This is a genomic window from Pseudomonas sp. LBUM1647, from assembly GCF_059716175.1.
This window is the reverse complement of sequence record NZ_CP166809.1, coordinates 5762707-5783256: the sequence shown is the minus strand read 5'-3', so window position 1 is coordinate 5783256 and position 20550 is coordinate 5762707. Positions and strand designations below refer to the sequence as shown.

The following is a 20550-nucleotide window of genomic DNA, read 5'->3' as shown; positions in this document are numbered from 1 at the left end:
ACAATATTGTTTTTTGGTATAACTTTTAGCGTTCTTGTTCTGACAGCTTGGCCTATTGTTAAACACAGAGCCTGCCCGATACCAAAGATCCCTGCTTATAAAAATAGACTAGTGATCAAGGTAAAACGCCACGCGAGGAAGAAGTCATGCACATATTGCTGACCGGCGGTACTGGTTTGATAGGACGTCAGCTCTGCCGACACTGGTTGAGTCAGGGTCATCGTTTAACTGTCTTGAGTCGCACGCCTGAAAAAGTTGCGAAAATTTGCGGTGAACAGGTGCGTGGAATCGCATTGTTCGAAGACTTTGGGCAAGAAACGGTTGATGCCATTATCAATCTGGCGGGCGCACCGATTGCCGACCGGCCATGGACTTCCAAACGCAAAGCGCTGCTCTGGAGCAGCCGGATCACGCTGACCGAAACGATGCTGGCCTGGCTTGAAAGCCGCGAGCAGAAACCTCAGGTATTAATCTCGGGCTCCGCCATTGGTTGGTACGGCGACGGGGGCGAGCGGGAGTTGACTGAAAAATCTCCGCCCGTCATCGATGATTTCGCCAGCCAGTTGTGCATCGCCTGGGAAGAAACCGCCCAGCGTGCCGAGGCGTTGGGCATCCGCGTGATCCTCATCCGCACCGGCCTGGTGTTGTCAGCCGAGGGCGGCTTTTTGTCGCGGCTGTTGCTGCCGTTCAAAGTGGGGCTGGGCGGGCCTATCGGCAGTGGCCGGCAGTGGATGCCGTGGATCCATATCAACGATCAAATCGCCCTGATTGATTTTCTTCTGCGTCAGGAAGACACCAGTGGTCCTTATAATGCCTGCGCGCCCAAGCCGGTGCGCAACCGCGAGTTTGCCAAGACGTTGGGCAGCGTGCTGCACCGCCCGACGTTCATGCCCATGCCGGCCCTGGCGTTAAAGGTGTGTCTGGGCGAATTATCATTGCTGTTGCTGGGCGGCCAGAAGGCCGTACCGGCTCGCTTGCTGGAAGCGGGTTTCACTTTCCAGTTCACTGATTTGCGCGCGGCTCTGGACGACCTTTCCAGCCGCCTTTGAAATAGGACGTTGCATGACCGATCACGCATTGCTTCTGGTCAATCTGGGCTCACCGGCTTCCACCTCGGTGGCGGATGTGCGCAGTTACCTCAATCAATTTCTGATGGACCCGTATGTGATCGACCTGCCATGGCCGGTGCGACGTTTGCTGGTGTCGCTGATCCTGTTCAAGCGACCGGAGCAGTCTGCCCACGCCTACGCCTCGATCTGGTGGGAGGAGGGCTCGCCGTTGGTGGTGCTCAGCCGTCGCCTGCAACAGGCCATGACGGCCCAGTGGACTCACGGTCCGGTGGAGCTGGCGATGCGTTATGGCGAACCGTCAATTGAATCGATGTTGGTGCGCCTGGCAGCCCAGGGTCACAAGAGGGTCACGCTCGCACCGCTCTATCCACAGTTCGCCGACAGCACTGTGACTACGGTGATCGAGGAGGCCAAGCGGGTAGTGCGCGAGAAACAGCTGGATATGCAGTTTTCAATTCTCCAGCCGTTCTACGATCAGCCGGAATACCTCGATGCGCTGGTGGTCAGCGCCAAGCCGCATCTGGAGCAGGAGCACGATCACCTGTTGCTAAGCTTTCACGGATTGCCGGAGCGGCACCTGACCAAGATCGACCCTACCGGTCACCATTGCTTCAAAAGCGATAATTGCTGTCTGAACGCTTCACCAGAAGTTCTGGCGACCTGCTACCGCGCCCAATGCCTGCGCACGGCATCCGAGTTTGCCAAACGGCTGGGCCTGCCGGATGGCAAGTGGTCGGTATCGTTCCAGTCGCGTCTGGGCCGAGCGAAATGGATCGAGCCCTACACAGAAGCGCGCCTCGATGAATTGGCTGGAATGGGCGTGAAGAAAGTGCTGGTGATGTGCCCGGCGTTTGTTGCCGATTGCATCGAGACGTTGGAAGAGATCGGGGATCGCGGCAAAGAGCAGTTCCGCGAGGCGGGGGGAGAGGAGTTGGTGCTGGTGCCGTGTCTTAACGACGATCCGCAGTGGGCGCGGGCGTTGAGCACCTTGTGCGAGCGAGCGCCGTTGGCGCTTTAAAACTGTGGCGAGGGGGCTTGCCGGAATGCCGCATCACCCCGTTGGGTCGCGAAGCGGCCCCAAAACTCTCGCAGTCGATGAAGATTTTGTGAGTGCTGCGCACTCAAACGGGGGCAAGCCCCCTCGCCACAGGGATTGAGTCGTCTGTTACAACAACGACTCATTCGCCTTCTTGTGCTTCCAGCTGTCATTACCCGGCAGCAGCAGGTTCAACGCTATCGCCGTCACCGCGCACAGCGCGATGCCTTTAAGGCCGAAGTCGTCCGGCCCTGTGCCGGTGCCGACCAGTACGCCGCCAATCCCGAACACCAGGGTCACCGAGACAATCACCAGATTGCGCGCTTCGCCCAGGTCGATCTTGTGGCGAATCAGCGTGTTCATGCCTACCGCTGCGATCGAACCGAACAACAGGCACAGAATCCCGCCCATCACTGGCACCGGAATGCTTTGCAGCAGCGCGCCGAACTTGCCGACGAACGCCAGGCTGATGGCGAATATCGCCGCCCAGGTCATGATCTTAGGGTTGTAGTTCTTGGTCAGCATCACCGCGCCCGTCACTTCGGCATAGGTGGTGTTGGGTGGACCGCCAAACAGGCCGGCTGCGGTGGTGGCAATGCCATCGCCGAGCAGGGTGCGGTGCAGGCCGGGTTTCTTCAGGTAATCGCGACCGGTCACGCTACCGACAGCGATCACGCCGCCGATGTGCTCGATGGCCGGGGCCAGGGCCACCGGAACGATGAACAGAATCGCCTGCCAGTTGAATTCCGGCGCGGTGAAGTGCGGGATTGCAAACCACGGTGCGGCGGCAATTTTCGCGGTATCAACGACGCCGAAATAGAACGCCATCGCAAAACCCACCAGCACGCCCGAGATGATCGGCACCAGGCGAAAGATGCCTTTACCGAACACCGCGACGATCAGGGTGGTCAGCAGCGCTGGCATCGAGATCAGCATCGCCGTCTGATAATGAATCAGTTCGGTGCCGTCGCCAGCCTTGCCCATCGCCATGTTGGCGGCGATTGGCGCCATGGCCAGGCCGATCGAGATGATCACCGGGCCAATCACCACGGGTGGCAGCAGACGGTCAATGAAACCGGTGCCTTTGATCTTCACCGCAAGGCCGAGGAAGGTGTAGACGAAACCCGCCGCCATCACGCCGCCCATGGTCGCCGCGAGACCGAATTGGCCCTTGGCGAGAATGATCGGGGTGATGAAGGCAAAGCTCGACGCCAGGAACACCGGCACCTGACGCCCGGTGACGATCTGGAACAGAATCGTCCCCAGACCTGCGGTGAACAGCGCCACGTTCGGGTCGAGGCCGGTAATCAGCGGCATCAACACGAGAGCGCCGAAGGCCACGAACAGCATCTGCGCACCCGACAGCACCGTGCGCCAGAGCGGATCGTTGAACTCTTGCTGCATGCTCAAGCGTCCTTCTGCTTGGTGCCGAAGATCTTGTCACCGGCATCGCCCAGGCCTGGAATGATGTAACCGTGTTCGTTCAGCTTCTCGTCAATGGAAGCGGTATAGATGGTCACGTCCGGGTGAGCCTTCTCTACGGCGGCAATGCCTTCAGGGGCAGCCACCAGCACCATCGCGCGGATATCCCGGCAACCGGCTTTTTTCAGCAGGTCGATGGTCGCGACCATGGAACTACCGGTGGCGAGCATCGGGTCGATGATCATCGCCAGGCGTTCGTTGATTTCCGGAACCAGTTTTTCCAGATAGGTGTGGGCCTGCAGGGTTTGTTCGTTGCGGGCCACGCCGACGGCGCTGACTTTGGCGCCCGGGATCAGGCTCAGCACGCCTTCGAGCATGCCGATACCGGCGCGCAGGATCGGTACTACAGTAATTTTCTTGCCGGCGATTTTCTCGACCGACACCGTGCCGCACCAGCCTTCGATGTCGTAGGATTCCAGCGGCAGATCTTTGGTGGCTTCATAGGTCAGCAGGGCACCGACTTCCTGAGCGAGCTCACGGAAATTCTTCGTGCTGATGTCGGCGCGGCGCATAAGGCCGAGTTTATGGCGGATCAGCGGATGGCGGATCTCGAGGATGGGCATGGGAAAGGCTCCGGCGGCGGGCAAAAAAACCGGCCTAGATTAATCTATCCGAGGGTGTTGTCCTATAGACATACAGTACGTTAGTCCACAAACGCTTGATCTGGCCTCGCTTGATGCGTACCTTTGCCCGCTTTTCCGAACCCGTCCCTCCCCCTAAAACCCCTTGGAGAGCGCCATGTCCGCTGATCTCGAGCATATCCGTCAAATCATGCGAGAGGCTGACTGCCTGTACACCGAAGCTGAAGTCGAGGCGGCCATCGCCCGCGTCGGTGCACAAATCAACGACCAGCTGGCTGAAAGCAATCCGGTGGTGTTCTGCGTGATGAACGGCGGGCTGATTTTCTCCGGCAAGCTGCTGACGTATCTGAACTTCCCGCTGGAAGCGTCCTACCTGCACGCCACTCGGTATCGCAACGAAACCAGCGGCGGCGATCTGTTCTGGAAAGCCAAGCCGGAAGTCTCGTTCCTCGACCGCGACGTGCTGATCATCGACGACATCCTCGATGAAGGTCACACCCTGGGCGCGATCATCGACTACTGCAAACACGCCGGCGCCCGCGCTGTGCACACCGCCGTGCTGATCGACAAGGACCACGACCGCAAGGCTCGCCCGGACCTGAAAGCCGATTTCGTCGGCCTGCCATGCATCGACCGTTACATCTTCGGTTACGGCATGGACTACAAGGGCTACTGGCGTAACGCCAACGGGATTTTTGCTGTTAAAGGCATGTAAGACCGCAGCGCCCCAAAAGATCGCAGCCTGCGGCAGCTCCTACATGATCGAGTTCACCCGAAGATTATCGGGTGTATCCGGTTCTCTGTAGGAGCTGCCGAAGGCTGCGATCTTTTGCTTTTAAACCCATGCTAGAGTGCTCGGCCTCGCCCTCCGGAGCCTGTCATGAGCCTTTTGATCCGCAGCTGCGCCGCCCTGTTGCTGACCGTCAGCCTGCCTCTGGCGGCCGCCCCGGCGCCGATGCACGCGCAGTTCCTGCCCCCCGATGACCTGACCCTGCGTGACGCGGAGCCCGAGCAGCAACAGCTGTTGCAGGTCACCGAGTATTCGGTGGTGGTCGGCAGCCAGCGCCAGTCCAGCCAGCAGCCAATTCCGGTGACCTCACCGTTGCTGATCCGTCTCAAGGGCAAATCCTTGAACAAGGGCGCGACCATCAGCCAGGTGCTGGTCAACTTCGATGGCGAAAGCAAAAGCCTGAAAAAGCCGATCTACGACGACAAAAGCAAAACCCTGACGCTGTTTTACCCGATGGCCCAGTACCGGGTCGTGATCGACTTGTTGCGCAATGACACGGTGTATTGCCAGTTCCTCAGCTACGCCAACGGTCATGTCTGGGCCGATCTGCACACGGGCGCTGTTCGTCCGCGTTGAGCCCGGTGGCAAGGGAGGGGTAAACTGCCCGCCCCGTGAAATGTCTGCGAGCTGGAGTCGGCAATGCGTAAAGATAAGAAGCAAGTGATTGGTGACGAGATCGGCGATGAGCAGATCAAGCTGTTCCTCGATTTCGAACCGGTCGACGCCACGTCGCCGTCGCTGCACAAACTGATCAAGGCCTATCGCGGCCTGCGCATCGATGACTTCGAGCGTTTTCTGACGTTTTTCGTCGAAGCCGGTCTGGATCTGGACGGCAAGGATGAGCACGGCAATGACTTCGTCGCCCTGATCCAGGATCAGCGCAACGCGGCCGAGTACATCGAATTGATCAACAAGGCTCGCGGCTGATCCTTTCTGGGAGGAACCCGATACCTGTGGCGAGGGGATTTATCCTCGTTGGGCTGCGAAGCGGCCCCAAAATCTGCTGACACGGTATGTCAGGCAAATCGCATTCAAAGGTTTTGCGACTGCTGCGCAGCCGAACGGGGATAAATCCCCTCGCCACAAAGTTAAGTGCGACAGCAATATTGGTTTCACCGCCCATAAAAAAACGCCCCGCTCTCAATGAGAACGGGGCGTTTTTTATGCGGCCGAATCAAGCGTAGCTTTCGGTCTCGTTGCTGGCTTCAACCAGTTCCAGCGCGACGTTGTTGTGCGCATTGATCTTGCGATACAGCGCAGCGTCGGTTTCCAGAACCTTTTCCCGGGCCGGGAAGATTTCCGCGAGTTTGGCAGCCCACTCACCGGACGATTTGTTCGGGAAGCATTTCTCGATCAGTTCCAGCATGATCGAAACAGTCACCGACGCACCTGGCGAAGCGCCGAGCAGGGCAGCAAGGGTGCCGTCCTTGGCCGCGACCAGTTCGGTACCGAACTGCAGAACGCCGCCCTTTTTCGGGTCTTTCTTGATGATCTGCACCCGTTGGCCGGCCACTTCCAGGCGCCAGTCTTCGGCTTTCGCTTCAGGGTAGAAGCGACGCAGGGAATCCAGGCGCTGCTCCATCGACTGCATCACTTCGCTGACCAGGTACTTGGTCAGGTCCATGTTGTTTTTCGCCACGGCCAGCATCGGGCCGATGTTGCCGGCGCGAACCGACATCGGCAGGTCCATGAAGGAGCCGTGCTTGAGGAACTTGGTGGTGAAACCGGCGTAAGGTCCGAACAACAGGGACTTCTTGCCATCGACGACGCGGGTGTCCAGGTGCGGCACCGACATCGGAGGCGAACCCACGGCCGCCTGGCTGTAAACCTTGGCCTGGTGGTGTTTGACCACTTCCGGGTTGTCGCAACGCAGCCACTGGCCACTGATCGGGAAGCCGCCGAAGCCTTTGCTTTCTTCGATGCCCGAAGCTTGCAGCAGCGGCAGTGCCGCGCCGCCAGCACCGAGGAACACGAATTTCGCGTCGACGTCACGGGAATTGCCGCTGTTGACGTCCTTGATGCTGACGGTCCAGCCGCTGCCGTTACGCTTGAGGCCGGTCACGCGCTTGCAGTACTTGACCTGGGCATCGGGTGCGCTGGTCAGGTGCTTGAGCAGTTGATTGGTCAGGGCGCCGAAGTTGACGTCGGTGCCGTTCATGACGCGGGTGGCGGCGACGACTTCGTCGGCCGGCCGGCCAGGCATCATCAGCGGCATCCACTCGGCCATGGTGGCCTTGTCTTCGGTGTATTCCATGTCCGAGAAGGCGTGGTGCTTGCTCAGCGTCTTGAAGCGTTCCTTGAGGAAGGAAACGCCATCGTCGTTCTGGACGAAGCTCAGGTGCGGCACCGGGCTGATGAACGTCTTGCACGAGCCGAAGGTGCTTTTCTTGGTCAGGTAGGACCAGAACTGTTTCGACACCTCGAACTGGGTGTTGATGTGCACGGCTTTCTTGATGTCGACGGTGCCGTCGGCGGCCTGCGGCGTGTAGTTGAGCTCACACAGCCCGGCGTGACCGGTACCGGCGTTGTTCCACGGGTTCGAACTCTCCGCGGCACCGGAATCCATCAGCTCGACGACTTCCAGCTTGATCGCGGGGTCGAGTTCTTTGAGCAGTACAGCGAGGGTGGCACTCATGATGCCGGCCCCAACCAGTACTACGTCGACTGCTTCGTTATGCGCCATTTAACGCGTCTCCAAAATCTGCAGCACCAAATTGTCGGCATGGCTGCCAGGCGTTCAGGGGCGTGTCAGTGATGCCCCAGGTACCCATGGCAGTATCGCCATGTCCGAATCTTCGCAATTTTTCGCAACTTCGACGGACGCTAGCCGGGTCTAAAAGAGTTACATGAACTCACTTCAACGCGCGGCTGGCAATTCGACTTATGGTCGATACATCCGTTTGTGCAACCAAATCCGTAGAGGACAGGCTTCAGGCTCCGGTGTTCGAGGCGTACTCGGTCCTGTGTCGTTGGGCTGTTTCAGACGCTAATGGTGCATATTCAGACGCAAAACTATTCATTTGCTCGCCACACTCTTGTGAAGTTGTGAAAACCCGTTTTTTTCACGCTCTTTTGAAGACGTGAACCTCAAAAAAGGGCTGCCCCAGCCTGGCACCGTGCCCGGATGGATTGCCGCCATGGGATACATGACAGGCAAAACGGGCAAACAGCTCAGTGACCGAGCGTAATGACAGCTCTGCAGATTCGCGAAAAGTGGGGGTTTTGCTCAAGGAACAGCAAGCGCGCCAGCTTCACTCGATCTGTGTGGGCGGCTCTCTGTAGGGCGGTGCGGGGTGTCAATACAAGCGCATTGACGATGCTGCGAGGCCCGATCAGGAGACGTCCTTATAATCGGGGGGAGATTGTAGCGAAGAAACGCAGGGAAATGGTCGTGTTTAATGACTTTTATTAGGTGTTCGGTCAGGTGGTCAACAGTTGTTGAGCCCGTGCACGTGGCTGGCGCTGGCTGACACGGGCGCTAGGGGGCAGGGGATGGTGCAGCCAGTTGAGACGGATTTCTTCGATTTCGACCCAGCCATCGCCCATCGGCTGGAGGCTGCACTGTTTGAATGCCTGGCAGTGGCCGTTGTGGTCGAGCAGGGCGAAGCAGCGATGCAGAGGGCGAGGGTTGAACAGCGAGACGAGATAGCGCATGGCGAAGTACCTTGTGGGGTGACTGCTGTAAAGGTTGCCAGTGAGCCGTGACGAGCAAGTGTATGGGCGGTGACATATCTGTGACAGGAACCGCAGTCTTGAGGGTTTGTCAGAGATTTCAGTATTCACTGGGGGGTGCTGGTTAGCCGCAGTGGCGCACCGCTATACTGCCGGCCTGTTTGTGCCTGATTCTGGAGAGAAGAGCATGTTGCAACGCCTGTTGTTCGGTTTGATCACTGTGACCAGTTTGACCCTGGTTGGCTGCGCCCACAGCCCGCAACAACTGAATCCGGAACCCAAGCTGACGACTCAGCTGGCGCCGGTCGGTCATGGTCAGCCGGTGGTCGTTCGTGTGGTGGACGGTCGTCCGTCGCCGACGTTGGGCACCCGTGGTGGCCTGTATCCTGAGACCAGCGCGATCACCGTGCAGGGCGCGCAGATTCTGCCGAAATTGCAGGCTCAGGCCGAAGCGGCCGTGCGGTTGTTGGGCTTCACCCCAACCTCCAATGCGCTGAATGCTCCGCAGTTGACCGTGACGCTGGCCGAGCTGAAGTATCAGTCGCCTAAAGAAGGCATGTATGTAACTGAGGCCACCATTGGCGCGACCTTCCGCTCCGATGTGCAGAATGCCAATCGTCGCTACAGCGGTCGTTATGGTGCGTCCCTGGATCAGCGTTTTGGTATGGCGCCGAATCAGGAAACCAATACCAAGCTGGTCAGCGATGTGTTGAGCGATGCGTTGACGCGTCTGTTCAAGGATCCGACGATTGGTCAGATTCTCGCCGAATAAACGTTCGCTGGATTCAAAAAGCCCGGTGCCAGCAATGGCCCCGGGCTTTTTCATGCGTGCTGATTTTTGGCGGGACTGCACCCATCCCCTGTGGGAGCGGGCTTGCTCGCGAATGCGGAGTGTCAGTCAACATCAATGCAGCTGACACACCGCCATCGCGAGCAAGGGATCTGCGGTGTCAGGCTGCTTGCGAATAAAAATCCAGAACACTCGAGGGGCGCCAGACTGGCGTATTGAAATGACGGCGCCGTGACACAGGACAGGAATCGGTCCAATGGTTCGTTATTTGTCGGAAAGCAAGGGCAGGTGGCGAGGCTTTCGGTAGAATTCGCGCCGCGGTCGTCGGTTCGGCGTCTGCCACCTGTTTCGCTGAGGTTCGTGATGTCGTTGCATTTGATTTCGCTGTTTACCAACCATCCCGCCAAGTTGATCAACCTGTTGGCCTTGTTGTTTGCCTTTCCGGGCGGCTGGTTGCTGCATGCCACTCGTCGCCGCGAACAGCGCGCGTTGGCCATTCTCGAAGCGCAAAGCCAGAGCCGTCGTCTCGATGAACCGACGTTGATGCTGGATGGGGCGACCTTGCGCATGAACCGGTTTTTCTATCGATTCGGTTTTGCCTGCCTGGGGTTGGCGCTGCTGGTGTCGTGGATCAGCACGCGGGTTTGACCCTCTAAAAGCAAAAGATCGCAGCCTGCGGCAGCTCCTACATGTGTACCTAAATCCTATGTAGGAGCTGCCGCAGGCTGCGATCTTTTGATCTTGCTTTAAAAAAATCCTACAGCGGCAAACCTGCTTTCACACGGTACTGATTGCGCACCGGCGTCGCGTATTGCAGGACCATGAACGGACGATGCTCCTCAGGGCAAGCGTCCAGACGCTGTTGCCATTGCTCCTGAGCCTTGGCCAGTTCGTCTGCCGCAAACACCTCGGAGGCTTTCGGCACCTGCAATTGTGGGTCGGCGTCTTTCCACTGGGCGTAGGCCAGGTAGTGCACCGGGAACAGGCGATAGCCGCCAAGGATCTGCCGGTCCATCTCGATCGCCAATTGCTTGGTGTCGTCGAACAGTTCGGTGATCGGCGAGGCGAAGTTCACATGGACGCGGCCCTTGTAGCCGGTGATGCCCTTGGCGATGCTCACATCGTCCTCGCCCGGCACTTTGGTGTAGCTGCCGGTGGTGGCGCGGATGAACAGCTCGCGAGCCTTGGCTTGATCGCACGGGTCGTATTCATAACTGATCGACACCGGGGTGAGGTTCAACGACTGAATGACTTCGCCGAATGGCTCGTCCTTGCGGCTCATGTGGAACATTTTCAGGATCGCCGACTCGGTGCGGTCGTCGCCGTCCTTGGCCCGGCCTTCGGCCTGGGCGATCCAGATCGAGGCGCAATCCTTGCGGATCGAGTGGTTGATGTAGGCCGACAGCAGCTGATACGCCGCCATCTTCTCGCGTCGACCGGTGATCGAACGGTGCACGATAAAGCTCTTGTTCAGGCGCATCAGATCGCTGACGAAGGGCTTTTGCAGCAGGTTGTCGCCGATCGCGATGCGCGGTGTCGGCAGGCCGGCGTGGTACACGGCGTAGTTGACGAAGGCCGGGTCCATCACGATGTCGCGGTGGTTGGCGATGAACAGGTAGGCGCTGCCGGACTTGAATTGCTCGACGCCGGTGTACGTCACACCGTCCGTGGCTCGCTCGATGGTGTGGTCGACGTACATCTCGACTTTATCCTGCAACGTGGCCACCGACGTCACGCCGGCGAACTCACGGCGCAGCCGATGAGCTATAAGAGGTTTGAGCATCCAGCCGAAAGCACCGGCAAAACGCGGGAAGCGGAAGTGGATGAGGATATCTAGAAACGCCTTGTCGCCGAGCAGCCGGTCCAGCACCGCCGGGACTTCGCTGTCATTGTAAGGTCGGATGGCATCGAATTCGCCCATCATGCTCTCTTGTTAGAAACGGCTAGGGTAAGTAAAGGTTTTGATCGAAAACCAACGGGGCACGGTCTGAAAAGTTAGCCAGACAAAAATAGCCCTGCAAATAGACCGGCGATTATACGCACAAGTCACCTGGGAGACCGCGATGCTGGAAACCGAGCGCTACGAATGTCCGTATTGTGGTGAAGAGGCTGAGGCCGTTCTGGACTTGTCCGGTGGCGATCAGACCTATATCGAAGACTGTCCGGTGTGTTGTCGCCCCATCACGTTTGTCCTGCAGACTGACGGCCAGGAATGGTTGCTCGAAGTTCACAGCGAAAACGAATGAAAGGGGCACCCCATGCAGCGAATCTACGAGCCGGAAAACCTCATGGAAGGTGAGTTGCTGCAAAGCATGTTGGCCAGTGAGGGCATCGAAGCGCATCTGGTGGGGCGCGATTTGCTCGGAGGCAGCGGCGAATTGCCGATCTTCGGCCTGCTGGGCCTGTCGGTCGATAACGACGAGGCCGAGTACGCCCGGGAGTTGATCACCGCGTACAATGCCGCGCTGCCACTGCCCGGCGATGAACCGGAAAGTTTTCCCGGCACGCTGGTCTGTTAGGCTGGCGTTCGTTTTATCAAGAGTCGTGTTGCCCCATGTGTGGACGTTATGCCCTGTTTCGCTGGAACCCCGCCTTCGCGGCCCTGCCTGGCTTCCCTGCCGATCAGCAGGCCCAGTGGAATATTTCTCCCAACGATTCGGTGTTGATGCTGCGCGCGGGTGTTGACGGTCAGCGTGAGTTGGCCCGAGCGCGCTGGGGGTTGACGCCGCCGTGGCTGACCGACTTGTCCCGTACGCCAGCCCATGCTCGGGCTGAAACCGTCGCTGAACAACCGATGTTTCGCCAGGCCCTGCGCGAACGCCGTTGCCTGCTGCCGGCCAACGGTTTTTACGAATGGCGCGGTACGACCCGCAAGCGTCCGTACTGGTTGACAGCGGGGGAGGGCTCGACGCTGTGCTTTGCGGCGATTTGGGAAGCGTATCCGGTGCAGGAGCAGGTGTGGCTGAGTACAGCGGTGATCACGCAACCAGCGGCTAGTCAGCGTCGGCCGTTGATTCTTGATGCGGCGGGGCAGGAGGCGTGGCTCAATCCCGAAACGCCGTTGCATGCCTTGCAAGCGTTGCTCGCCAGTGAACCCGCGGCGTTGCGCGAGCGGGTGTTGGCGAATCTGGTGAATGATCCGAAGCTCAATGGGCCGGAGTGTTTGACTCCGGGTTGAGTGGTGGATTCGAAAAGATCGCAGCCTTCGGCAGCTCCTACAGGGTGTACGTTGCTCCAATGTAGGAGCTGCCGAAGGCTGCGATCTTTTGATCTTGCTCTTTACCTTAAACCTTGAACTGATTGATCAACCGCCGCTGCTGCTCAGCCAGCTTGGTCAGATCCGCACTCGCCGCACTCGATTCATCCGCCCCGCCCGCCACTTCATTGGCCACTTGCCCGATGTTGATCACGTTACGGTTGATGTCGTCAGCCACCGCACTCTGTTCCTCGGCCGCACTGGCAATCTGGGTGTTCATGTCGTTGATCACCGACACCGCCTGCGTAATTGTCTCCAGCGCCTCGGCCGCTTTCGCCGCATGCTGCACGCTTTCATCGGTGCGGCTCTGACTGTCCTCCATCACCCGCACCACGTCGCGCGTGCCTTGTTGCAGTTGCTGAATCATGGTCTGAATTTCTTCAGTGGCTTTCTGAGTCTTCTGCGCCAGGTTGCGCACTTCGTCGGCCACCACCGCAAAACCGCGTCCCTGTTCGCCGGCGCGGGCCGCTTCGATGGCGGCGTTCAAGGCCAGCAGGTTGGTCTGTTCGGCAATCCCGCGAATGGCCGTCAGGATCGCATTGATGTTCTCGCTGTCCTTGGCCAAGGTTTGCACTACGCCGACAGCCTTGCCGATTTCTATCGCCAGCACGCCAATCGAGTTCGACGTGTCCCGCACGATTTGCATGCCCTGCGCCGCTGCCTGATCGGCATGGCTGGCGGCTTGCGCAGCCTGGGTCGCGTTGCGCGCCACGTCCTGAGCGGTCGCTGTCATTTCATGCACCGCAGTGGCGACTTGATCAATCTCGGCCATTTGCTTGTGCACACCGATGTTGGTGCGGATGGCGATATCGGCGGTGTGTTCCGACGAATCACTGACGCTCTGCACCGAAGTCACCACCTGGGTGATCATCACCTGCAACTTGGCCAGGAAGGTGTTGAAGCCTTTGGCGATCGAGCCCAATTCGTCGGCGCGATCGCTGGTCAGGCGGCGAGTCAGGTCACCTTCGCCCTGAGCGATGTCGTCGAGCATGGCAACCATCTGCTTCAGCGGCCGGGCAATGCCGTGGCCCACCAGCCAGATCACCAGCAAGCCGATACCGGCAATCAACAAGCCGACCATGGCCATGCCGAAGGTGTCGGACTTGCGCTGGGCGTCCAGATCGCCCTGAAGTTTTTGCAGGTCGGCCATCACCGCGTTCAGTGGCAGTTGCAGCATGAGGGTCCAGCGAGCGTCGGTCTGGCCGATGCCGAACGGCAAGTACAACTCGATCCGGCCCCGGGCTTTGTCGACGGTGTAGGTGACTTCGCCGCGCTTGAGATTGGCCATGTTGGCGATCTGCTGGCTGTCGAGGATGTCGCTGACCTTCTCGCCGAATTTGCTCGGGTCCTTGGTGTAGGCAACGATCCGGCTGTTGCCGCCAATCAGGGCCATTTCACCAGCGCCGCTGTACAACTTCTGATTCGCGCCGAGGAGCATTTCCTGGATGAAGTTCACCGAGAGGTCGGCGCCGACGATGCCCTGGAAGGCCCCGTTGAGCATGATCGGTTCTATAAAGGAGGCGAGCATGACGATCTTGTCGCCGACCTTGTAGGGTGCCGGATCGATCACGCAGGATTTTTTGGTTTCTTTCGAGCACAGGTAGTACTCGCTGGCGCGAACGCCGGTGGACAGGGTTTTCTGGTCGTCGACGTCCACCAGTTTGTCCAGGCCCAGGCTGCCGTCTTCGTTGCGGAACCACCAAGGCAGGAAGCGCCCGTTGCTGGCGTCGATGCCGACCACCTGGGTGTCGACGTAGGCCGCGTCGTTGTGATCGAGGGCGTTTTTTTCCCAACCGATGTAGGTGCCGAGAATTTTCGGGTTCTTGACGACGTTTTCCTTGATCAGGCTGATCAATTGCTCACGGCTCAGATTCAACTGTGGCTGGCCATCGGCACCCGGTGTGCCGATCAATGCGTTGACTCGCACCAGACCGCCGGCAATCAGCAGTGGCGCTTCGAGCTCGCGCTGGATCTGGCTGACCTGGGTTTGCGCCAGTGACGTCAGGCGTTGTTCGATGACTTGCTCGAATTGTGCCTGGGTCCGCTGCTGGACCATGTCTTGTGTCCGTGCGCCGGAAAACAACGCGTACAGCACCAGGGCTGCCACGACACTAAGAACGATGGCGCCGGCGAGGGCCGCCACGGAAAACTGGATGGACTTGAATTTCATGGGTGCTCCGCACGCAAGAGGACGTCTGCGGTGCTGTATCGGCAGGGGAGGCGATGGCCATGAGCGGGGTTTGGTTAATTGGCTGTTTTGGAATGTTTGATGTCGTAAATGAATTAGTGTGTGCTACACGTCCGTTGTATCTGGCGCCGATACAATTCACCGCCTAGGATACGCGGCATGTTTTCAGGGAGATTTTTGATGAACAAGACATTGGTTTTGTGTGCACTGAGCGCAGGTTTGCTGCTCGCCGGTTGTCAGTCGGTCAATACCACCAGCGGTGGCGCGGTGGGCGTTGAGCGTAAACAGTACATGTTCAGCATGTTGTCGACCGACGAGGTCAACCAGATGTACGCCCAGTCTTATCAAAAGACTGTCGGCGAGGCGAACACCAAAGGCGTGCTGGACAAGACCAGTAACGATGCCAAACGCGTCCAGGTGATTGCCGACCGGCTGATTGCCCAAGCGCCGGTTTTCCGTCCGGATTCGGCCCAATGGAAATGGGAAGTCAACCTGATCAAGAGCGACGAACTCAACGCCAATTGCGGGCCTGGCGGCAAGATCATTTTCTACACAGGGCTGATCGACAAGCTGCAACTGACCGACGATGAGATCGCCGCGATCATTGGCCACGAAATCGCCCACGCCCTGCGCGAGCATGGTCGTGAAGCGATGTCCAAGGCTTACGGCATCGAAATGGCCAAGCAGGGCGCCGGTGCCTTGTTCGGTCTGGGCCAGGACAGCCTGGCGCTGGCGGATACCGTTGCCAACTACGGCATGACCTTGCCCAACAGTCGCGCCAATGAAAACGAGGCGGACCTGATCGGCCTGGAACTGGCCGCTCGCGCCGGTTACAACCCGAACGCCGCGATCACCCTGTGGAACAAGATGACCAAGGCCTCGGAAGGTTCGCCGCCGGAGTTCATGAGTACTCACCCGGCGTCGTCGAGTCGTATTGCTTCGTTGCAGGCGGCGATCCCGAAAGTCATGCCGCTGTACGAGAAAGCCAAAAAATAATGATAGTCATGCGGTGAGGCCGCTGACGCCTTCGCGAGCAAGACCGCTCCCACATTCGACCGCATTTGCTCTGGAAGAACTCGGTCAAATGTGGGAGCGGGCTTGCTCGCGAAGAACGATTACACGGTGCTGCTGACGAAACGCGTCAAACCCAACCGCTGCTCTGCATCGCCTTGTACACCGCGACAATGGCGAGGATGAAGAACGCCGAAGCCGCCAGTCGACGAATCAAAGTCAGTGGCAGTTTGTCCGCCGCAAAATTACCCGCCAAAACCACTGGCACGTTGGCAATCAACATGCCGGCGGTAGTGCCGATGATCACCAGCCACAGTTCCGGGTATTGCGCAGCGAGCATCACCGTGGCGACTTGAGTCTTGTCGCCCATTTCCGCAAGGAAAAACGCGATCAGCGTGGTCAGGAACGGTCCGAACTTGCGGGCGGTGCTGGCTTCGTCGTCATCCATCTTGTCCGGCACCAGGGTCCACAATGCGGTCGCGGTGAAGCTCGCGGCGAGGATCCAGTGCAGCGTCGCATTCGAGAAGAAACTACCGACCCAGGCGCCTACCGCGCCGGCGGCCGCGTGGTTGGCCAGGGTTGCAGCGACGATACCGGCGATGATCGGCCAGGGTTTGCGAAAGCGAGCGGCGAGAATGAGCGCGAGCAGTTGCGTCTTGTCGCCGATTTCGGCCAAGGCAACGATTGCGGTGGGAACGAGAAGTGAATCCAGCATCAGGGTTTTCCTAAGGGGCGGGTCGACACGGCTATGACACGTACAGCCTTCCCGCCCCGGGTAAGGTGTTCGTGTCATAGGTCTTGTCAAACCCTGCGATCCGTCTGATGCGGACGCTTGGGTCGCATACGCCATGGTCTGTTGACCAAGTATGTTGACGTATGCCGGACGAGCATGGCGCTCGTGGGAGACTACTCCCCTAGGACGGAGCGGATTCTGCCTAGGCAGAATCTATTCGGCAAGCACTAATTTTTTACCCGCGTTTGGCCCGATAGATTCTGAAACCCTGTCCTTCAGCCTTGATCGCACACACGCCCAGATGCTCTTCGATCAGCGGCTGGTACTTCAGGAAGCTGTTGGCTACCAAGCGCAGTTCTCCACCGTTTTTCAGATGTTTGGCGGCTTTTCGCAGCAAGTTCTCGGTAGCGAAGTAGTCGGTGTGAACGCCGACATGGAACGGTGGGTTGCTCAGAATTGCACTCAAACCCATCGGTGCGGCGTCGATGCCGTCACCGGTAATCACATCAGCTTCCAGACCGTTGGCAGCCAATGTCAGGCGACTACTGGCAGCCGCAAACGCATCCACATCAAGCAAGGTGACCTGGTTGTGTGGATAACGACGTTTCACCGCTGCTCCCAACACACCGGCGCCGCAACCGAAGTCCAGCAAATGGCCGCTCGGCAATTTGTCCAGATGCTCCAGCAACAGCGCGCTGCCGCGATCCAGCCGACCATGGCTGAACACGCCCGGCAGGCTGATGACTTTTAGCGGACCTTCGGCCAGCGGCAACTCATAAGTCTGGGCCAGGCTTTCCAGCGACTTGGCTTCTGGCGCAGTGGCCACGGTGACCTGCCACAGCTGGCAATGCCGCGCGCTGTCGAGCTTGCGTGGTTTGCCGAAGGGGTTCAGTTGCTTGGCCGCGCCTTCGATGCCGCTGCGTTTTTCACCCACCAGATACAGTTCACGACCGGCCAGTCTGGAGGCGAGGGCATTGAGGATGTAGTCGGTCAGGTCCTTGGACTTGGGCAGAAACACCACGGCGGTGTCGAACGCGCGCTCCGTTACAGTCACACCGAAATGGCTGCGCTCGGCGAAGCGGGCGTCCAGCGCTGCTTGATCGCCGGCATGCCAGCACCAGCCATGAGCGTCGGGCAGACGGCCCAGCAGGTCGTCGGCGGGCAAACCGGCCAGCAGCACCGAACCCTGGAATAACTCGGCCTGACGAAGCAGTACTTCACTGCGCGGATCCATACTCTGCTCCTGTGAAAAAAAGTGCCGCAGTCTATCAACTGACGACCCGCAGCGCTTTACCACTGAAGTATCCCTGAGCGTTTTCGGTCAACTGGCCCACGATCCGCTGGCGTGCCTCGCGACTGCCCCAGGCGTTGTGCGGAGTGACAATCAACCGTGGAATGTCTTGGGCCAGTAGCGGATTGCCGGCGGTCGGTGGCTCGACGCTCAACACGTCGGTGGCCGCGCCACCCAGGTGACCGTTGCGCAAGGCATCGGCCAGCGCTTGTTCGTCGATCAAGCCACCGCGTGCGGTGTTGACCACGAACGCACCGGGTTTCATCGAGGCCAGCTCACGGGCTCCGATGAAGTGGCGGGTATGTTCATTGAGCGGACAGTGCAGGGTCAGCGCGTCGATCTGCGGCAGCAGCTCATCCAGTGGCAAACGATCCGGCCGGGCAGGGCGTCCGGGAATCTGACCGAGCAATACACGCATGCCAAAGGCTTCGGCCAGTCGTGCGACCGCGCCGCCCAGTTCGCCGTGACCGAGCAGGCCGAGGGTTTTGCCTTCCAGTTCGACAATCGGGTAATCCAGCAGGCAGAACTGTTTCGCCTGCTGCCAGCGACCTTCGCCGACAGCCTTTTGATAATCGGCCAGGCGCGTTGCCAGATTGAGCAGCAGCATGATCGTGTGCTGCGCCACCGACGGCGTGCCGTAACCCTGGCAGTTGCAGACGGTAATGCCGTGGGCGCGGGCGGCGGCGAGGTCAACGTTGTTGGTGCCGGTGGCGGTAATCAGGATCAGCTTCAGCTCGGGGCTGGCTGCGATGGCGGCGGCGTCGATCAGGATTTTGTTGCTGATGGCAACGGTGGCGCCCTTGAGGCGTTCGATCACCTGGTCCGGTGTGGTCTGGGCGAAAAGCTTTAAGTTGCTGAAACACTCTTGTAGCGGGCTGAGGTCGAGATCGCCCAGGTCTAGGGACGGATGGTCGAGGAAAACGGCGCGGTGAGTGTTCGTCATCAACTGTACCTTTTGTGCAATGAACTGAAGGCGTAATCTGCCGAGCCTACCAGATGAAACAAACAGTTACGCTTGGCCAAAAGGAAACCCCATGTACTGGACAGAGTTTTTGACCGTTGCCCTGATTCACTTGCTGGCCGTAGCCAGCCCCGGCCCGGACTTTGCCGTGGTGGTGCGTGAGAGCGTGACCCATGGTCGTCGCGCTGGCACCTGGACGGCGCTGGGTGTCGGCACGGCCATTTTCCTGCACGTCGGCTATTCGTTGCTCGGCATTGGCCTGATCGTGTCCCAATCGATCGTGTTGTTTAATGCCCTGAAATGGGCGGCCGCCGCGTACCTGCTGTACATCGGCTTCAAGGCCTTGCGAGCACAGCCGGCCCAACCAGCGACGGACGATCTGCACAAGGAAGCGGGGGCGCGCACTGCTCGCGGCGCCTTCACTTCGGGTTTCGTGACCAATGGTCTGAACCCGAAAGCGACGCTGTTCTTCCTTTCTCTGTTCACCGTGGTGATCAATCCGCACACGCCGCTGACGGTACAGGCGGGCTACGGCATCTACCTCGCGGTGGCCACCGCTGTGTGGTTCTGCCTGGTGGCGATGCTGTTCAGCCAGCAGCGCGTGCGCGCAGGTTTTGCCCGGATGGGCCACTGGTTCGATCGGACAATGGGCGCGGTACTGATCGCCATCGGTGTGAAACTCGCGTTTACCGAGATGCACTGAGGCCCTGTGAGGCTGCTAGCGATGTAATACCAGCCGCGTGAAGCGTTTGAAGCTGGTTCTATTGAGGTGCCGCCAGGGAATCGAGCGCAACAGCTGCCAGGCTTCTTTCTTGTCTTCGACCACGGCATATTTGAGGGCCTTGTTTACCAGTTTGGTGCGGGCGCTCTGGTAGCCGGGATGGTTCACGTACGGCGCGATCGCCTCAAGGTCCGCCTGGAGCAATATCCGGTATTTTCTCGACAGGTTGTTGGCATGGCGGCGATAGCGGGTCATGCAGATCGGCAATTCATGGATCTCATAACCCAACCGGGCAATCCGCAACGTCATCTGAAAGTCCTGAACCCGTAGCTTCGGCGCGTAGAAGTCGGCACTTCGCATCGCTTTCATGCGATAGAGCGCAACTGGGGCGCCGATCACGACGGCACCTCTGAGGACCTGATCGAAGTTGTAGGTGTGGATCTTGTCGCGCTGTTGCTGCTTGATGGTGTTGCCATCGCTGTCCATGTAGCTGATCAGCGCCCCTACGCAGCCGACGTTCGGGTGCTTGTCCAGGTATTCGGCGCGAATGCGCACTGACTCCGGCAACATGATGTCGTCCAGGTCCGGCGTCGACACATAGACGCCTTTGGCGTATCGCAAGCCGTGGTTGAGCGCCGCGCTCACGCCCCCGTTCGGTTGCGAATACAGCTGGAAGTCATAGGTTTGTTGCAAGCGCTTGAGTATGGCGAGGCTGTCGTCGCTGGACCCATCGTCCACGATGATGACTTCGAAGTTCGGGTAGTCCTGGGCGAAGATGCTCTTGATGGCGTCTTCCAGGTACTTTTGCGCGTTGAAACAGGGCGCCACGATGGAAACCAGAGGCGCTTGTGTGGAGGGGCCGTTCTCGGGGGTGGTCAGTTCAATAGTCATTTTTATATGTAATACCGATGGCGTGTGACCAGACAGGTCTAGTGGGCAAGATCCTTCTCTTGAAGATGAGGTGGAAG

22 protein-coding genes and 1 riboswitch are annotated in these 20550 nt (G+C 59.1%); of the genes, 12 read left to right on the top strand and 10 right to left on the bottom strand.

All coding sequences use genetic code 11. From position 1 onward, the window contains the following. The first annotated feature begins 146 nt into the window (after positions 1 to 146). Complete coding sequence (locus tag ACA059_RS26670; RefSeq protein WP_497631568.1) at positions 147 to 1049, top strand: TIGR01777 family oxidoreductase; 903 nt, start codon at positions 147 to 149, stop codon at positions 1047 to 1049. 13 nt (positions 1050 to 1062) lie between these two features. Then, positions 1063 to 2088 carry a ferrochelatase gene (gene hemH / locus ACA059_RS26665; RefSeq protein ID WP_497631567.1) on the top strand — a complete coding sequence of 342 codons (1026 nt, stop codon included), beginning with the start codon at positions 1063 to 1065 and terminating at the stop codon, positions 2086 to 2088. A 147-nt stretch (positions 2089 to 2235) separates the two neighbouring features. Here the strand turns inward: hemH and ACA059_RS26660 are convergent, their stop codons facing one another. Together ACA059_RS26660 and upp are read right to left on the bottom strand one after the other, a co-directional pair. After that, entirely contained in the window at positions 2236 to 3510 is a 1275-nt protein-coding gene (locus tag ACA059_RS26660) for a uracil-xanthine permease family protein (RefSeq protein WP_076029807.1), read from the bottom strand. A gap of 2 nt (positions 3511 to 3512) precedes the next feature. Further along, complete coding sequence (gene upp / locus ACA059_RS26655; RefSeq protein WP_008025893.1) at positions 3513 to 4151, bottom strand: uracil phosphoribosyltransferase; 639 nt, start codon at positions 4149 to 4151, stop codon at positions 3513 to 3515. A gap of 175 nt (positions 4152 to 4326) precedes the next feature. On the opposite strand from upp, the gene ACA059_RS26650 reads away from it, so the two are divergent. The 3 genes from ACA059_RS26650 to ACA059_RS26640 all read left to right on the top strand — a co-directional run bounded on the left by ACA059_RS26650 (position 4327) and on the right by ACA059_RS26640 (position 5886). Next, the gene (locus ACA059_RS26650) at positions 4327 to 4884 is read left to right on the top strand and encodes a hypoxanthine-guanine phosphoribosyltransferase (RefSeq protein ID WP_046048293.1); all 558 of its coding nucleotides are present in this window, start codon (positions 4327 to 4329) and stop codon (positions 4882 to 4884) included. Positions 4885 to 5049: 165 nt separating this feature from the next. Next, complete coding sequence (locus tag ACA059_RS26645) at positions 5050 to 5535, top strand: hypothetical protein (RefSeq protein WP_218537997.1); 486 nt, start codon at positions 5050 to 5052, stop codon at positions 5533 to 5535. Between the two features lie 63 nt (positions 5536 to 5598). Next, a complete protein-coding gene (locus ACA059_RS26640; protein WP_497631566.1) occupies positions 5599 to 5886 on the top strand; it encodes a PA4642 family protein in 288 nt (95 codons plus the stop codon). A 247-nt stretch (positions 5887 to 6133) separates the two neighbouring features. Here the strand turns inward: ACA059_RS26640 and mqo are convergent, their stop codons facing one another. Together mqo and ACA059_RS26630 are read right to left on the bottom strand one after the other, a co-directional pair. Next, entirely contained in the window at positions 6134 to 7642 is a 1509-nt protein-coding gene (gene mqo / locus ACA059_RS26635) for a malate dehydrogenase (quinone) (RefSeq protein ID WP_497631565.1), read from the bottom strand. A gap of 737 nt (positions 7643 to 8379) precedes the next feature. Continuing rightward, positions 8380 to 8613: a hypothetical protein gene (locus ACA059_RS26630; RefSeq protein WP_497631564.1), complete on the bottom strand. Its 234-nt coding sequence runs from the start codon at positions 8611 to 8613 to the stop codon at positions 8380 to 8382. Positions 8614 to 8818: 205 nt separating this feature from the next. On the opposite strand from ACA059_RS26630, the gene ACA059_RS26625 reads away from it, so the two are divergent. Together ACA059_RS26625 and ACA059_RS26620 are read left to right on the top strand one after the other, a co-directional pair. Continuing rightward, positions 8819 to 9403 (top strand): YajG family lipoprotein, encoded by a 585-nt coding sequence (locus tag ACA059_RS26625; RefSeq protein ID WP_497268269.1) that lies wholly within the window; start codon positions 8819 to 8821, stop codon positions 9401 to 9403. 381 nt (positions 9404 to 9784) lie between these two features. Continuing rightward, positions 9785 to 10069 carry a hypothetical protein gene (locus ACA059_RS26620; RefSeq protein ID WP_497631563.1) on the top strand — a complete coding sequence of 95 codons (285 nt, stop codon included), beginning with the start codon at positions 9785 to 9787 and terminating at the stop codon, positions 10067 to 10069. A gap of 109 nt (positions 10070 to 10178) precedes the next feature. Here the strand turns inward: ACA059_RS26620 and ACA059_RS26615 are convergent, their stop codons facing one another. Continuing rightward, a complete protein-coding gene (locus ACA059_RS26615; RefSeq protein ID WP_497631562.1) occupies positions 10179 to 11342 on the bottom strand; it encodes a 1-acyl-sn-glycerol-3-phosphate acyltransferase in 1164 nt (387 codons plus the stop codon). A 142-nt stretch (positions 11343 to 11484) separates the two neighbouring features. Here ACA059_RS26615 and ACA059_RS26610 point away from each other — a divergent pair, with 142 nt between their 5' ends. The 3 genes from ACA059_RS26610 to ACA059_RS26600 are packed head-to-tail and all read left to right on the top strand — an operon-like array spanning position 11485 to position 12599. Beyond that, positions 11485 to 11667: a CPXCG motif-containing cysteine-rich protein gene (locus ACA059_RS26610; RefSeq protein WP_008153387.1), complete on the top strand. Its 183-nt coding sequence runs from the start codon at positions 11485 to 11487 to the stop codon at positions 11665 to 11667. Between the two features lie 12 nt (positions 11668 to 11679). Continuing rightward, positions 11680 to 11940 carry a putative signal transducing protein gene (locus ACA059_RS26605; RefSeq protein WP_008153386.1) on the top strand — a complete coding sequence of 87 codons (261 nt, stop codon included), beginning with the start codon at positions 11680 to 11682 and terminating at the stop codon, positions 11938 to 11940. A gap of 35 nt (positions 11941 to 11975) precedes the next feature. After that, entirely contained in the window at positions 11976 to 12599 is a 624-nt protein-coding gene (locus ACA059_RS26600) for an SOS response-associated peptidase (protein WP_497631561.1), read from the top strand. A 106-nt stretch (positions 12600 to 12705) separates the two neighbouring features. Here ACA059_RS26600 and ACA059_RS26595 read toward each other — a convergent pair whose 3' ends face one another. After that, a complete protein-coding gene (locus ACA059_RS26595; RefSeq protein WP_497631560.1) occupies positions 12706 to 14847 on the bottom strand; it encodes a methyl-accepting chemotaxis protein in 2142 nt (713 codons plus the stop codon). A gap of 198 nt (positions 14848 to 15045) precedes the next feature. Here ACA059_RS26595 and ACA059_RS26590 point away from each other — a divergent pair, with 198 nt between their 5' ends. Then, positions 15046 to 15861 carry a M48 family metallopeptidase gene (locus ACA059_RS26590; protein WP_497631559.1) on the top strand — a complete coding sequence of 272 codons (816 nt, stop codon included), beginning with the start codon at positions 15046 to 15048 and terminating at the stop codon, positions 15859 to 15861. A gap of 145 nt (positions 15862 to 16006) precedes the next feature. On the opposite strand, the gene ACA059_RS26585 is transcribed toward ACA059_RS26590, so the two are convergent. The 3 genes from ACA059_RS26585 to ACA059_RS26575 all read right to left on the bottom strand — a co-directional run bounded on the left by ACA059_RS26585 (position 16007) and on the right by ACA059_RS26575 (position 18843). Further along, positions 16007 to 16591: a TMEM165/GDT1 family protein gene (locus tag ACA059_RS26585; protein ID WP_008155932.1), complete on the bottom strand. Its 585-nt coding sequence runs from the start codon at positions 16589 to 16591 to the stop codon at positions 16007 to 16009. A gap of 88 nt (positions 16592 to 16679) precedes the next feature. Next, positions 16680 to 16804, bottom strand: a riboswitch (yybP-ykoY riboswitch). A 40-nt stretch (positions 16805 to 16844) separates the two neighbouring features. Beyond that, positions 16845 to 17843, bottom strand: a complete 999-nt coding sequence (locus ACA059_RS26580; protein WP_150658968.1) for a methyltransferase — start codon at positions 17841 to 17843, stop codon at positions 16845 to 16847. A gap of 34 nt (positions 17844 to 17877) precedes the next feature. After that, the gene (locus ACA059_RS26575; protein WP_497631558.1) at positions 17878 to 18843 is read right to left on the bottom strand and encodes a 2-hydroxyacid dehydrogenase; all 966 of its coding nucleotides are present in this window, start codon (positions 18841 to 18843) and stop codon (positions 17878 to 17880) included. Positions 18844 to 18934: 91 nt separating this feature from the next. On the opposite strand from ACA059_RS26575, the gene ACA059_RS26570 reads away from it, so the two are divergent. Next, entirely contained in the window at positions 18935 to 19564 is a 630-nt protein-coding gene (locus ACA059_RS26570; protein ID WP_497631557.1) for a LysE family translocator, read from the top strand. Positions 19565 to 19579: 15 nt separating this feature from the next. On the opposite strand, the gene ACA059_RS26565 is transcribed toward ACA059_RS26570, so the two are convergent. Continuing rightward, positions 19580 to 20473 (bottom strand): glycosyltransferase family 2 protein, encoded by an 894-nt coding sequence (locus tag ACA059_RS26565; RefSeq protein WP_497631556.1) that lies wholly within the window; start codon positions 20471 to 20473, stop codon positions 19580 to 19582. Positions 20474 to 20550: the final 77 nt, after the last annotated feature.